This window comes from Aurantiacibacter atlanticus, from assembly GCF_001077815.2.
Lineage (GTDB): Bacteria > Pseudomonadota > Alphaproteobacteria > Sphingomonadales > Sphingomonadaceae > Alteraurantiacibacter > Alteraurantiacibacter atlanticus.
In genome coordinates, this window is the sequence record NZ_CP011310.1 from 1,040,452 (window position 1) to 1,053,491 (window position 13,040).

10 protein-coding genes are annotated in these 13,040 nt (G+C 57.5%); 8 read left to right on the plus strand and 2 right to left on the minus strand.

Annotation, left to right across the window (positions count from 1 at the left end; all coding sequences use genetic code 11):
* The first annotated feature begins 100 nt into the window (after positions 1 to 100).
* Both CP97_RS05080 and CP97_RS05085 read left to right on the plus strand, forming a co-directional pair.
* The gene (locus tag CP97_RS05080) at positions 101 to 370 is read left to right on the plus strand and encodes a hypothetical protein (protein ID WP_048885052.1); all 270 of its coding nucleotides are present in this window, start codon (positions 101 to 103) and stop codon (positions 368 to 370) included.
* 322 nt (positions 371 to 692) lie between these two features.
* Positions 693 to 1,103, plus strand: coding sequence for a single-stranded DNA-binding protein (locus CP97_RS05085; RefSeq protein ID WP_048885053.1), 411 nt, complete (start codon positions 693 to 695; stop codon positions 1,101 to 1,103).
* A 66-nt stretch (positions 1,104 to 1,169) separates the two neighbouring features.
* On the opposite strand, the gene CP97_RS05090 is transcribed toward CP97_RS05085, so the two are convergent.
* Entirely contained in the window at positions 1,170 to 1,436 is a 267-nt protein-coding gene (locus CP97_RS05090) for a DUF6437 family protein (protein ID WP_048885054.1), read from the minus strand.
* A 336-nt stretch (positions 1,437 to 1,772) separates the two neighbouring features.
* On the opposite strand from CP97_RS05090, the gene CP97_RS05095 reads away from it, so the two are divergent.
* The 4 genes from CP97_RS05095 to CP97_RS05110 all read left to right on the plus strand — a co-directional run bounded on the left by CP97_RS05095 (position 1,773) and on the right by CP97_RS05110 (position 6,659).
* Complete coding sequence (locus CP97_RS05095) at positions 1,773 to 1,994, plus strand: hypothetical protein (RefSeq protein ID WP_048885055.1); 222 nt, start codon at positions 1,773 to 1,775, stop codon at positions 1,992 to 1,994.
* 706 nt (positions 1,995 to 2,700) lie between these two features.
* The gene (locus CP97_RS05100; protein WP_048885056.1) at positions 2,701 to 3,693 is read left to right on the plus strand and encodes a tyrosine-type recombinase/integrase; all 993 of its coding nucleotides are present in this window, start codon (positions 2,701 to 2,703) and stop codon (positions 3,691 to 3,693) included.
* Positions 3,690 to 4,853 carry a site-specific integrase gene (locus CP97_RS05105; RefSeq protein WP_048885057.1) on the plus strand — a complete coding sequence of 388 codons (1,164 nt, stop codon included), beginning with the start codon at positions 3,690 to 3,692 and terminating at the stop codon, positions 4,851 to 4,853. The genes CP97_RS05100 and CP97_RS05105 overlap by 4 nt, the downstream gene beginning before the upstream one ends.
* A gap of 354 nt (positions 4,854 to 5,207) precedes the next feature.
* Complete coding sequence (locus tag CP97_RS05110; protein ID WP_048886749.1) at positions 5,208 to 6,659, plus strand: hypothetical protein; 1,452 nt, start codon at positions 5,208 to 5,210, stop codon at positions 6,657 to 6,659.
* Between the two features lie 26 nt (positions 6,660 to 6,685).
* On the opposite strand, the gene CP97_RS05115 is transcribed toward CP97_RS05110, so the two are convergent.
* Positions 6,686 to 9,574, minus strand: coding sequence for an Eco57I restriction-modification methylase domain-containing protein (locus CP97_RS05115; protein WP_063612363.1), 2,889 nt, complete (start codon positions 9,572 to 9,574; stop codon positions 6,686 to 6,688).
* Positions 9,575 to 10,235: 661 nt separating this feature from the next.
* Here CP97_RS05115 and CP97_RS05120 point away from each other — a divergent pair.
* Entirely contained in the window at positions 10,236 to 10,526 is a 291-nt protein-coding gene (locus CP97_RS05120; RefSeq protein ID WP_048885058.1) for a hypothetical protein, read from the plus strand.
* Positions 10,519 to 13,023, plus strand: a complete 2,505-nt coding sequence (locus tag CP97_RS05125; protein ID WP_048885059.1) for an AAA family ATPase — start codon at positions 10,519 to 10,521, stop codon at positions 13,021 to 13,023. The genes CP97_RS05120 and CP97_RS05125 overlap by 8 nt, the downstream gene beginning before the upstream one ends.
* Positions 13,024 to 13,040: the final 17 nt, after the last annotated feature.

Genomic DNA, 13,040 nt, shown 5'->3' on the forward strand with positions numbered 1-13,040 from the left:
GGCTCGTTGGACAAGGATCAATTCCCTGAACTGCCGAAGGGATCGGGCGTTGCTTCGCAAACACATGTGCATTTGCCAATCGCCGTCCTATCTTGTGCGAATGCAACTTGACGATCTGCTACAGCGCTACTTTGCCACCACCGACCTCTCCAAGGTTGCTCCCGACACCTTTGAAGCCGGCATCGAGCACTGCCGGGTCGATCTTGGCCTTGAGGAGGACCGGGGCAAGCGCTTTGCACTGTGGTCGTTCCTGCACATGTTCGGGTCTGCCCCCGATCTCGATGTGGCGTTCGAAAGCGAGGAAGACCGGGAAGCAGCCCGCAACTTCATGGATCTGCTGGCAGCATCGGAGGGCGATGGGGTAAGCTGATGGCAGCAGGGTCACGTGAGCCTTCAAACCGCACCCGATACCCATCCGGCTTTCTTCGCGAACAGTCCTGAACCAGGTCAGCCGAGGACAGCAACCCGTTCCTTTCCGGCCGTGTTGGCTCGCCCCTTTTCGCGATTGCAGACGCAAAACCGGTTCCCACTTTTGCTGCAATCGCTTGGGCGCGCCTGCCCGCACCACCCGTCATGAACAGGTTCCCCTTCGGCCCTTCAGGCCTGCGGTGCAGTCCTCCCATGCCCTGCTTCTTCTGGATGTTCGCAAGCCGGAGATGGTCTCCGGTTTGAGGAACTGAAGGACTACCATCATGACCAATATCGCAATCCTCACCGGCCGCATCGCCCGCGATCCTGACACCCGCGAGACCAAGGGTGGCACCAATGTCACCGGGATCACCGTCGTCACCGATCGCCCTGCACGCGACAAGGATGGCAAGACCTACAAGGACGAGAACGGCTACACCGCCAAGGAAAGCGAGTTCCACCGGGTGACCTGCTTCAACGGCCTCGCCAAGACCGTCGGCCAGTACTGCTCCAAAGGCCAGCTGGTAAGTGTCCAGGGCCGCATCCACTACACCCAGTGGGAGGACAAGGACGGGGTCACGCGCTACGGCACCGAGATCCTCGCCGACAAGGTCGACTTCCTCTCCCGCGGCAACGGCCAAGGGGACGGAGCTGGCGACGATAACGACAACACCGACGCTCCCGAGATCGACTGACTTCCAACATCATCGATCCCCATCAGAGGGGCGCTGTCCAGACCGGACAGCGCCCCTCTTCCTTTTCTAACCGGCCGATGTCTGGGGCTCGCGAGCGGGAGCAGGACGCGCTGCTTCCAGCCGCCGCAGGCCTTCTTCCTCGCCCAGCTTGCCGAGCAGTTCGCCGGCCTTCCTGATGCCCTTCTTCGAGAAGGTCTCGATACCGGTGCCCAGAAACATCTGGCCCAGCTCAATGGCAGCCTTCTCTTCGAGGTCACGCTGGCGCTGGTCGAGCGCTTCCCGGTCGGCTTCAAGTTTCTTCAATGCGGCAATCGCGCTTCGTTGCGACGGCATATGGGGGTCCTTTCCAAAATCCCCTTGTGGCGGCAGCCCGCACGCATCCTGCCCCGGATACAGGCATGTAGGAAAATGGAATCTGACCTCGCGCCTAGAGGAAAGGTGAGAGGGTCCTGGCTCACGGAATTCCCATGCTGACGGGGCTGCAACCACCGCGTCAAGGACGGCGGGGCCCCACGATTTTGCCTCCCCTTCGCTTGCGCTGCGGTCCGACAAAACCGTTACCCCCACCGCCGCTGGCGCGGTCGCCCATGCGGGCGATCCTGTGACCCGGCGGCCGCATCCCCGTCCGCCAACCTCCTGTCGGCTTCCCGACAAAATCAGGAGGATATCATGGCTACACTTGCAACGGTTCAGACCAATTCGAACAGCTACTTCGAGGCACTCGCAACGGCCGAACGGCGGGCATTGCACAGCTTCTTCGACCAGCACGTTATCGAGGACGACGATCTGGGTTACTTCGCACTCGACGAGGGCGACTACAACGCCCTGCCGGCACACTTGGCACACCGGGTAGTGCACACGGTCCACGGGGGCCTGCTCGACGAATATTGAAGCGCCGAAGAGGGCGGGGCCGGAAACGGTTCCCGCCCTTTTTTCATGCTCGCCAGGGTAGATGGCTGGGCGCCAAACAGTGCGGGCTGTGGACGCGCTCTGTCCCGCGCAGCTAATGCTGCGCTCCTAAGGGCGCGACCTGATTTGCTCCTGGGCCCCGCACGCACTTGCGCACCGGAACCGGGTCGGACCAGCGCGCGCGGCAGACCGACATGCCCCGGTCCTGCCGCTCCACACGTGGTCCTTGGCCGGTCCCTCTCGCGCAGGTGCGATCTCTTGTTAGGGAAGGCGTTAGGGCACTTCCGCTTGCTGACATTGACCAATGCCAAAGGGTTGCTCACGCTCCCTTGGTAAAGGACAGCAATGACCCTCGGAGCAGAACGGCAAGGATCACTGGTCACAACCTGTGCAATTGGGGACGAGATGCACACCGGACGCAGCCTAAGCTGCATGAATGAAAGAAAATCGCCATAAAACAAGAGGTTCAGTTTCGGCAACACGTGAGCGATCGCATGGTTGGCAAGGCTCAGCCATAGCCCCTCGAAGGCCATCCCTCAGGCTGAAACTGACTGGTCATATCGCTCGTCGCAAGTCGCTTCCGATCGGTATTACGTGGGACACGGAACTTCCCGGCTTCGGACTTCGTAAAAGGAAGTCGGGTCATCTTACATGGATAGTCAAGCACAGCCCGCGAGGTGTGCAGCGCATGGTGACGCTTGGTTGCGCGGGCATGGCGGCAGGTGCGCTGAGCGCGCCCGCCGCGCGCGCTGCCGCGCGCAGTTTGCTCATCAAGGCTACGCTTGCCGACCTTCCCACCGCGCCCGCGAAGAGGCGAGTGCCACTGTTCGCTGATTATGTCGAAGAGTTCTGGCAGGATTATTCGCCGCATTGGAAGCCAGCGACGCAGAGATCGTCGCGTTCGCGCATCGATCAGTTGCTCGTCCCTAGGTTCGGTGAGCTGCCTGTCGACATGATTGAACGCGGAGATATCAACCGCTGGCGAGATAGCATGGCGGAGCGGGGAGGGACCTTCAATCGCGCCATCCCCATTATGTCGGTGATGATGCAGTATGCCGAGAAGCTGGGTTACCGGGCTAAGAACACCAACCCGTGTCGCGGTGTCTCGCGTTTCAAGCGCGACCTTCCCGAGCGCTACCTTTCCGCCGACGAATATCGCAAGCTGGGGCGCGTTCTGGCCGAACACGACGGCGGCAATCCGTTCGTTGTTCCGGCGCTGCTCATGCTTGTATACACTGGCGCTCGGGTCTCCGAAATCGCAACCTTGCGCTGGCGGTATGTCCAGCCTCCACGGCTGCAATTGCCAGACAGCAAGACTGGCCCGAAGACGATCTATCTTAATCCGCAAGCCATCGCAGTGCTTGATGGACTGGAACGTCGTGCCGATGGGCTGCTGGTCTTTCCTGCCATGCGTCGCGAGGCTCCGATCAATCTCGGTCAGTACTGGGATCGCATCAGGCGCAAGGCTGCGCTGCCCGACGTGCGGCTTCACGATCTGCGCCACAGCTTTGCCTCGGTTGCCATCGCTCAACACATTCCACTGGCGACAATCGGCAAGCTCCTTGGCCACGCTCTTCCGGAAACGACTGCACGATATGCGCACTTGGCCGATGAAGTGATTGCGGAAAGCGCCGATCGCATCTGCTCCAATCTCGCCGGTGCCATGGGGATGGCTGCATGACCCAGTACTACCTCAAGCAGATCATTGCAGAGGAACTGGCCCGAGTCATACCGGGCGAGGCTGGCAAGCGCCGCTCGAGATTCGACTATGTGCTTCCCGGCTTTGGTGAGCGGATTCATCCATCGGGCCGTAAGAGCTACGTCCTGCAGCGCACGATGGGCGGCAAGCAGCGACTGATCACCATTGGCGACGCCGCCATCCTGACAGAGCGAATTGCCAAGGATGTCGCCCGGCGCCTTATCCTGCGCATCGAGCTTGGCGAGAACCCTGCCGACAAGAAGCAGCGCGCGCGCAAGACGCCGACCTATCCTGCATTTCTGCAATCATACTGGGAGGTCGCGGCGCCGACTTGGAAACCGTCAACGCGCGAAATCCAGAACATTTACCGGCGAACCCACTTGGAGCATGCTTTTCCGGGCAAGTTCATCGACGAGATAAGCCATGCTGATGCTGTGCGCTGGCATGCAGAGCTGACGCGCTCGGCGGGACCAGGAGCGGCCAACCGCGCCATGGAAATTCTCAAAGCCATGTTCGGCAAGGCCGAGGCTTGGGGATACCTGGCTGAGCATTCAAATCCGTTTCGCGGTGTGAAGCGCAACAGGGGACGCAAGATCGAGCGCTTTTTGAGTCACGACGAGATGGCCCGGCTTGGTCGCGCGTTGGCGGACAATCGTGCTGAAAACTCCGTCGAGGTCGCGGTGATCTCGCTTCTCGCGCTCACCGGTTGTCGGCGAGGCGAAATCCTGAATCTCACCTGGGGAGAGGTGCAGGGGCGAAAGCTGAAACTTAATGACTCAAAGACCGGCCCGCGCATTGTCTGGCTTGGTCGGGAGGCGAGGGCGGTGCTTGATCGATTTCCGCGCGGAGAAAAGGACCAGCGCGTTTTCACATTCGACGTTCTGCCAAGATCGGCTTTGGATTGGTTTTGGCGGAGATTGCGGACCGAAGCGGGCCTAGAGGATGTCAGGTTGCATGACCTGAGGCATAACTACGCCAGCCTGGCGGCGCGTTCTTCCGAAACGCTGCCCATGATCGGCAATCTCTTGGGGCACCGGCACGTCACTACTACTGCTCGTTACGCTCACTTGGACGACGGCGTTTTACTCGAGGTTGCAGCTTTGATCGGCGAGAGCATTTCGCTTCACCTGCCAAGTAGCTGACAAGACAAGTTGGACCGTCCTGAAGGACAGATTCGGCTAGTTCTTCCTCGATCGCGCCATCGGGTCCTAGGGCTGCTAGGCGCCCTCGTTTCGTTCATTCCAGTTGCCACAGCGGGGTTCCAAAAGCTGTTGTTCCTCGCTTTCGAGTCCGAGAGTTGCAGACGCTATGCATTCGGAGGTAGCACTCCACGGGGATCCGACACGCTTTTAGCGGTATGCTCGCCTGAGCGCAGAGGAGACAGAGTTGCCTCTGGCTAAGCTGTGCTGCCCTTCCGATCCTTCTGAATCACGTCGGGTTTGCCAGTGGCCATTTGGTTTGATTTATACCGCCATGCCCCGGCAAAGGATGGAGAGATGGCAGCCAGAAAAACCCTCGTGAACCCGGTGCTCTTCTCAAAGCACTTCGGCGTGAGCACCGTGGCGCTCGCCAAAGCCAAGTTGCTTGATCCCGTGCTCAATAGTGACACGAAGCTCTTCATCGATCCTCTGCTTGTCCCGAAGAGTCAGAATACGAAAATGAAGAAGCAGGGACGGAAGGATCTTGAGAGCGGCTTTCAGAACGTGGTCGGCTTGCTATCCATTTCAGAGAATGAGGGCGATGTCGCTTGGCGTGGCGCGTTCAATGCGCTTGACCTGTCAGAACGGTCAGAAACCGGGCTGGGCTATGGCGGCGCAGGAACAAGCGGCAGCTCCCGGCCGCCAAAGCTCAGAAACGGAATCCTTCGAACGGCCAAAGAGATCATTGCGCTTGGGGTAAAAGACCCAAGCATGATCCCGCTGATGCCTCTCTTTGAGGACGGGGTTGGCCCAGACACGCTCAGCGATATGACAACGAATTTCCTTTTGCCCGTCCTGTGTCAGGTGACTGAGGAATTCTGCGCAGCTAACAAAGTCCCTGTTCGCGCTTTTGGCAAGAAATACGGCAACCGCAATCTGCCCGAAAATCCGTTCCAGACCGACAAGCCCGTTATCATGGTGCCGCGCGATATTCTTCGTGACTTACCTCTCGCCGCTGACTGGTCGGATGTCAGCCGTGTAGTCATGGAAATTCAGGAAATCCGGGACGCGGTGAACAGCATGTTCGGGAACCTCGCCAAGGCTACCCTGTCACAGAAGAAGGCAGCGCTGCGGAGAGCCGTGCTTTCGTCGGAATCGCTACTTCGCGAACTGATCGAAGCCGTGGGAGTCGCCGCTGAAAGCTATGATGAGAAAGCCGACCTAGACGGATACTTTCAGTTCCGCCGAATCCTCAGTGAAGACCCTACGCCCTATGTCGGAGCGCTAAGCAATCCCGCTACGAAGGATGCTTCGACGCTCCTCGAAACGGTCATGACCATCGTGGAAACGTTCCAGGGCTTGGTCGAAGACAACAACATGTGGGAGCTGCTCTGGCACGGCAGCACGCATAGGCACGAACGGGCTAGTCAGCTGCTCTTCTTCGCAATCGCCAACGTCATGTGCACGGTGAACGACGTTGACATCTCGCCAGAGACTAACTCAGGCGGCGGACCGGTAGACTTCAAATTCTCCACGGGCTTTCGTGGGCGCGTCCTTGTCGAGATGAAGCTTTCCAAGGGGCGCGTGGAGCATGGCTATAAGACGCAGCTGGAAATCTACAAAAAGGCAGCGACCACCTCCCAAGCGATTTTCGTCATCATGGATATTGGTGGCATGGGTCGAAAGTTGCGCAAGATCGAAAAGCTAAAACAGGACGCAGAAGCACGCGGTGAACGGACTTCGGAAATCGTGGTCATCGATGCTCGCCGGAAAGCCTCAGCAAGCGTGCGAAACAATTCGATGTTCTAACGGGGACAATCCCGACTGCCAGTCCCCTAAAAGCTTAGTTCTAGATGCCCGTCCCAATCATCTACTTCAGCGCGCTCCTCAGGCGTCAAAGCGTAGAGGTCGTATATATGCTGATCGATACTCTCGAGGCTGGCCTTGATTGTGCGTCGGTGAACCGCTCTCACTTGTTCGCTTTTCGCACCATCATGCGCAGCCAAAGACGAGCAAATCGATCTTGCCGCTTCAGCAACTAAGTCGACGCGGTTTTTACCATCACCGATTTGATCTTCCATCACAATTGGGAGGGCATCAAGGTCTACCTTCTTCACTTGTGCGATGCTGTCCTGATTGGTCAGCATCCGCTCGGCAAAGATGTAGCCAATTAGGCGAGAGTTGAGCAGTGCAAGAAGATAGTGCTCGCTTATGCTCGAGTCGCCGAAAGTGAAATACAAAGACTGCTCAGGGAAGATACCACTTTCATCAAAAGCTGCGATGAGACGAGATCCAGTTTTTCGGATCAGTAATTTTGGGCTCCAGCCTAACTTGGCCTTATCAGTTGTTCGGCCCGTTATATTCTTTTTATCGAAATCAAAATAAAGTGGGTTCCCGACCCGAAATTTTGATATGGATGCACCCTTTAGTACCTCAATCTGTTTCGCATTCTGACGGGCATTGGTAATCATGGTTGATTTCCCACCGAACCCAGAAGTCGTTTGAATAAGCTGTCCAAGCGGTTTTGCCGTCCCGCTCGCCTCCAGTCGTACCAACGCTTTCCCTAAGGCTAGAGCATCAAGATCCTCAAACCGGAAACGGTTAGCCCCATTCAGGAGAGACGCCTGAGGAATCGACCGTCTATGCCCGGTGTAGTCCCCGATCAAAGTTTTTTCGCGAGAGCTTGGCTTTCTGTTCTCGATTCCGAAGATCAGCGTATCGGCGGTGACACCAGGGAATGGCGCACGATATAGCACCTCCCCTAGGGCCACATTCTTCAAAATCTTTTGCCTGAGCCCCAAGAATTGGTCGTTCTTTCCAAAACGGTCCGGCACGATGAAGCTAAATCTGCCGCCATCTTTGGTTATCGTGAGCCCCATGGAAATGAAGTATTCATACATGTTCGGCATGTACGTATTTCCGTCAAACTTCCTTATGAGGTGCTCTTGTTCTTCATTTGAAAGAATGTCGTTCCCGAACTTCCCCGTCAAAGATACCCATGGTGGATTTCCGATTACAGCGCCGAAACCGCCTTCAGTCTTGAAAAAGGGAAACTCGGACTTCCAATCAAAACTGTTGATGCGATATAAGTCTTCTTCACCGAACAGATCGCTTGAAATCTGCTGGTAAAAGTCCGGACCAATTAGGGAGTTCCCGCATTTGATGTTCTCTCCGAGATCGGGAAGTGCCCGAATGCGGAACAGGTCCATTTGACGAGCCATTGCGTCTGCGGTCTCGCCTTCGAGCACCTTTAGAAGTAGTGAAAGTTTGGTCACTTCGACCGCCTGTGGATCGATGTCTACACCATAAATGTGCGCCAAGAGGATACGTCGACGCTCTGCGATGGTTAGGCGCCAGTCATCTTCACCGACCTCCAACAGTTTCGGGTCTTTTCCGCCCAAGTGTTTTTGTGGCCCCTCGCTCACGTAAGCATCGCGATACCAATCTAGTAAGAACTGGTATGCCCCAATCAGAAACGAACCTGACCCACACGCGGGATCCACAACTCGAAGGGGGGCTGCGTTCTTGACTCTTCCATCCTGACCAGACGCCTGAGCCGGTGTTTTTCCAGCAAGCAAGGGCTCCAGAGTCTTGGCAACAATGTGATTCACCACGTAGCTGGGCGTGTAATATACGCCGCCGGCCTTTTTGACTTCTGGCTTTTCTTCAATGGTGGCGCGAGAGCCAGAGAGCCGAATGACCTTTCCGAGAAAACGCTCGTAGACCTGCCCAAGAATATCCGCTGGCAGAACTGAGAACTCGTACGGACTCTCTGGGTAATACAGATTCTTGATTACCGGCTTGAGAACTTTGTCGTCTATCTCAAGGTCGAGGGTGAACGTGTCCAGAGTTTCAGGTGATCCGTCTCCCTTTTTGAAGTGAAACAGCCCGGAATTGTATCGATCATCCGCCTTGCGAAACAGGGCAGTTAGACCCTCGTAGATGCCCTTTTTGTCAGCAATGCTTTGAAGCTGACCATACTTCTCTATTCCTCGGTCTTCCGCGATCCGAAGGAACACAATGCGATCGATAATTCTCTGAACCGCAGCATTGAGTTCCCTTACGTCAAGCTGTCGATTTCTAAGGGCTATGTTCTTGGCGAGCATACTCCGCCAGTTTTCGATCTCCGCGAGAAACGCATCATCGACTTCGGCCGTCCCTCGCTTCCGCCGGTTGTCGGCAGCGTATTTATCGAAGGATCCCTTTAAGACAGCTTCGCGTGAGAAAATCTCAGCGATTTCATCCCACTTGTCGATGTAATCTTCAAAGGTGAAATACGCCGTCCGAGCAATGCTGGCCTTGTCATTCTTCTCGGGTTTGACCCGGCAATCGTAGACGGCGAACTCTTCAAAATCGGTGAGAATCGAAAGAGATAGCTTGGCGCTCCAGGCATACCTGCGAATTTGGAAGGCTGGGCCAACGTCCTGCTTTATGTTTACCGATGGCTTTTTCGCTTCCAGAAAAAACTTTCGCGTGCCTCCAATACGGAAGGCATAGTCGGGCGCCTTGGTATTCCCACCGATCTTGAGTGCATCTTCATGCACCACATCCTTGTAAGCTTCAGCATAGCCCTGCTCGTTGTCGATGTCCCAACCGAGAGCCTTGAAGAACGGGTCGATGAACTCCCTACGGACCTGAGTTTCGTTGTAGGAGCTGGCTTGGTAAGCATCTTTGTGAAGGCGGAAGCGTTCAACTAGATCACTGATTATCTTTGGTGCAGGCATGCATCTCCTATTGCACGCTGCCGGTGAGCCGAAAAGTGACTTCGACATCGGTCCGGTGGCGGGACAGCACTGTGAAGTAGTGATAGGCTCCTCATCTCATGCCGGAGCCCATTCGCTCGCGCTCCACTGGCAAGCATGAGACTGATCTCCATGGATCACGGGTCAAGCCACTTGCCTGCCATTCGATCTCCTCTTGTCCTTCAACCGGCCGCGCATCTGTCAGCCGACATCACCCGTCCCTAGACTGAGGCAAACGAATGGCAGTATCTGGCGGACGGCCGGATGGCGCCCAACGTCTATTAGCAAGGCGCCTGCCAATCGGCACCTTTCAGCCCTTGGTCATCGCAAACCTGCCAGTCCGTCATCGTGAAGGGTTCTGTACGCCTCCGGCGCCCGGAACCCTTCACGATTGCTGACTTTCCGGCTCAAGCACCAGCAGTGGGAAATCAGACTTTCGTGCTTCGGCCGACCTCGCAAAATCAAGCAAGGAATGGGTTCTAAAGTCACCTTTGACCATTGACGCCTTTGCTCTCTGGTTTCACGTTGAGTGAGGGGGAATAGTCAGCGCCTGCAGTTAAGCCCCCCCGCCATCTGATGTTGGCGGCATTGCTAGGTCGTCACCGTCGATCCTTCTTGGAAGAGGGACGACAATAAGGGGGGAATGATGGGGCAGGATGAAACGGGGGCACCGGAAGAAGCGGCGACCCCCGAAATGCTTGCGGCACTGGCCGCGCCACAGGTTGAACAGGCGGATTCGCCCGAAGTGTTCCTTTCGACCCTCTCAGAGACCCTCAGTGCGTCGGACGATGTCGACGTCGATCTTGCCGACATCCTGTCCGATCAACTGCTGACGGTTACGCCACATGCTGATGCCATAGCCAATGCCAAGGCCGCGATCGTCGCGCTCGCGGCGAAACGCGCTGCACCGGTCGAGGTGCAGTCCGATGGCTGATCCGATGCTGTTTCACTCGCTTACTCTCGAAGGCTTCCGCGCCTATCTTCAGCCCAAGACCTTCGACCTCAGTAAGAAGCCGTGCCTCGCGATCTTCGCGCCCAACGGCCTCGGCAAATCGAGCGTCATCGACGCAATCGAGTTTCTGTTCTCCGAACATGGCACGCTAGAACGTCTCGGGCAGCGCACTTTGAACAACCAGGCCGGACCGCCCGCGCTCGAGCACAATGGCGCGCAGGCGGCTGGCATCGCGCCGATGGTCAAATTTAGCACGATCACTGGCAAGACGACCGTCGAGGGCAGTCGCACCGCTACCGGAAATCTTCGCCCGATCCATCCGGCTGCGACCGCGATGAAAGCCGGGTTCGTCGTCTCGCCGATCATCCGCGGCTATACGCTGCGCACTTTCGTCGAAACGCATAGTCCCGAGAATCGCTACAGCGAAGTGGCGAGCTGGCTGCAGCTTTCGCCGCTGGTGGAAGTGCAGAAAAACCTCCGTCTTTTGCGCCGCGATGTGAAGGCTGCTGCCGAGAGTACCACCGAACAGGTTCGCCTTGCCGGTCTCTTACGAACGGAGACCGCACAGGCTGTTCAGGCGTGGGATGACGCGACCGTGCTCAATTTTGTCAACGTGAGCGTCATCGGTCCGCTTGATCCCGAGCTAGCGCTCGCAGCGCTCTCTGCCGAGGACGAGAGCTATATCGAGGTCTGCAATCGTGTTGATGCGGAGGAAAAGCGGCTCGGTCTCGCCGGCCTCAAACAGATACGCAATTCGCTCATTGCGCTGTGGCAAAAAATCGTCCCCGAGGACGGCGGCGATGCCAAATATTCGGGCGCCATCGAATCTTTCGATAAGGCGCGGTCTGCGCTGGCCGACGCGAAGGCCACTGAGGTCGTTGAGCGCGACAAGGCGGCGGGCACGGTCTTCCGGTCTGTTTGGAAGGAAGCCGAGAAGCTGTTTGCCGACGACGCGACCGCGCCCGACGCATGCCCGGTCTGTGCCACGGCAATCGGTGACACTGCCGCCGGAAGCGTGCCCGCGATCCGCGATCTCCTGACGACCCATCTCGAGGATCTGCAAAGCTACAACGATGCAAGGACCGCCCTGGACAATGCCGAGACCGCCGCCAGGCAGGCGCACAGTCGGCTCGTAGCGCGTCTTCCCGCGATGATCGATCATTTGTCCGATGACGATGGCGTTGGATTTAAGACTGCGCTCCTCGCCTACCAAGCCGGCGTTGATGAATGGCCGACCGTTAACGCGCCCGATTCCGCCGCCATCGTCGCTGAGTTGGAGACCCGCCTCGCGGACCTCGATCATGAAATCGCCGACATCGAGGCGAAACAGGGCGAGCATACTTGGGGCAAGGTCAAGGGCAGCATCGACAGGCTGCTGAATCTCCAAAAGGATGTGGCGCTGGCAACCCGCACCTCCGAGCAGTTGACCACGCTGCACGACGCGCTCGTTGCGCAGGCCACGCTCGTTTCGGGAAAAATCCGGGAGAAGGTCCAGTCGCTCCTCGATACGCTTCAGGCGCCGATGAACGACATCTACAAGGAGATCCAAGGCGCCGACGCCAAGCCGATCCGGCTTGAACTGCCTGGTGAGGAAGACACCAACCAGCAGCGTATGCAGCTAGTGATCGATTTTGCGGACAATCGTCAAAGCGTCGCGCCGGCCGGCTATCTCAGCGACTCTCAGATCCATTCGGTCGCGCTCGCGCTGCGCCTTGCGGCGATCAAGAAGTTCAATAGTGCCGCACCGGTGATTGCGCTGGACGATGTCGTCACGTCCTATGACGCCGATCATCGTCGCGCGATCGGTGCGCTGCTCGCGAAGATGTTCACCGACTGCCAGATCATCCTTGCCACCCATGACGAACGTTTCTTCAATCATCTAAAGGACCAGCTCGCAGCGAAGGACTGGCAGTTCACCCGCATCATCGGACTTGATCCGGCGTATGGGCCTCGCTTCGCCGACCACAAGGTCACCGATGAGATGATCGCCGATCGCTGGGCCAAGGGAGAATCTGCCGCGAACGAGATGCGTCAAGCGGAGGAGGAATGGCTGCTGGGCATCGCCCGCGGGTTCGGCGTCAATATCCGCATCCGACAGCTTGAAAAGGCCTACTCATACGAGCGCGCCGAGCTGGCCGCGGCGATCGGCGGCTTCCTTGGCGACCTAAAGCTGACTCCTGCTGATGTGCCGGGCGTGAACAACCGCTTCATCACTAGCCTTATCAAAGGCGATATTGAGAATTTCGGAAGCCACTTTCAGGACGCCCCATATGGCAACGGCTCGATTGGGGACGAGCAGACGCGGTGGGACGAGTTCAAGGCGTTCCGGCAGCAATTCGGATGCGTGTGCGGCCGCACCAAGTATCAGCGGCCGTTCGGCCTAAATAAGCCGGTGTGTGCGCATGACAAATGCGAGACCCAGTTCGCATTTAGGCCGCCTGTGGCGGATGCAACAGCGGCCGAGGCGGCGGTCACATGATGCGGATATGTTAGCGG

Coding starts and splice junctions, on each gene's coding strand:
- CP97_RS05080 (WP_048885052.1), top strand. CDS start 101: ATGCAACTTGACGATCTGCTACAGCGCTACTTTGCCACCACCGACCTC.
- CP97_RS05125 (WP_048885059.1), top strand. CDS start 10,519: ATGGCTGATCCGATGCTGTTTCACTCGCTTACTCTCGAAGGCTTCCGC.
- CP97_RS05095 (WP_048885055.1), top strand. CDS start 1,773: ATGGCTACACTTGCAACGGTTCAGACCAATTCGAACAGCTACTTCGAG.
- CP97_RS05115 (WP_063612363.1), bottom strand. CDS start 9,574: ATGCCTGCACCAAAGATAATCAGTGATCTAGTTGAACGCTTCCGCCTT.
- CP97_RS05120 (WP_048885058.1), top strand. CDS start 10,236: ATGATGGGGCAGGATGAAACGGGGGCACCGGAAGAAGCGGCGACCCCC.
- CP97_RS05105 (WP_048885057.1), top strand. CDS start 3,690: ATGACCCAGTACTACCTCAAGCAGATCATTGCAGAGGAACTGGCCCGA.
- CP97_RS05090 (WP_048885054.1), bottom strand. CDS start 1,436: ATGCCGTCGCAACGAAGCGCGATTGCCGCATTGAAGAAACTTGAAGCC.
- CP97_RS05110 (WP_048886749.1), top strand. CDS start 5,208: ATGGCAGCCAGAAAAACCCTCGTGAACCCGGTGCTCTTCTCAAAGCAC.
- CP97_RS05100 (WP_048885056.1), top strand. CDS start 2,701: ATGGTGACGCTTGGTTGCGCGGGCATGGCGGCAGGTGCGCTGAGCGCG.
- CP97_RS05085 (WP_048885053.1), top strand. CDS start 693: ATGACCAATATCGCAATCCTCACCGGCCGCATCGCCCGCGATCCTGAC.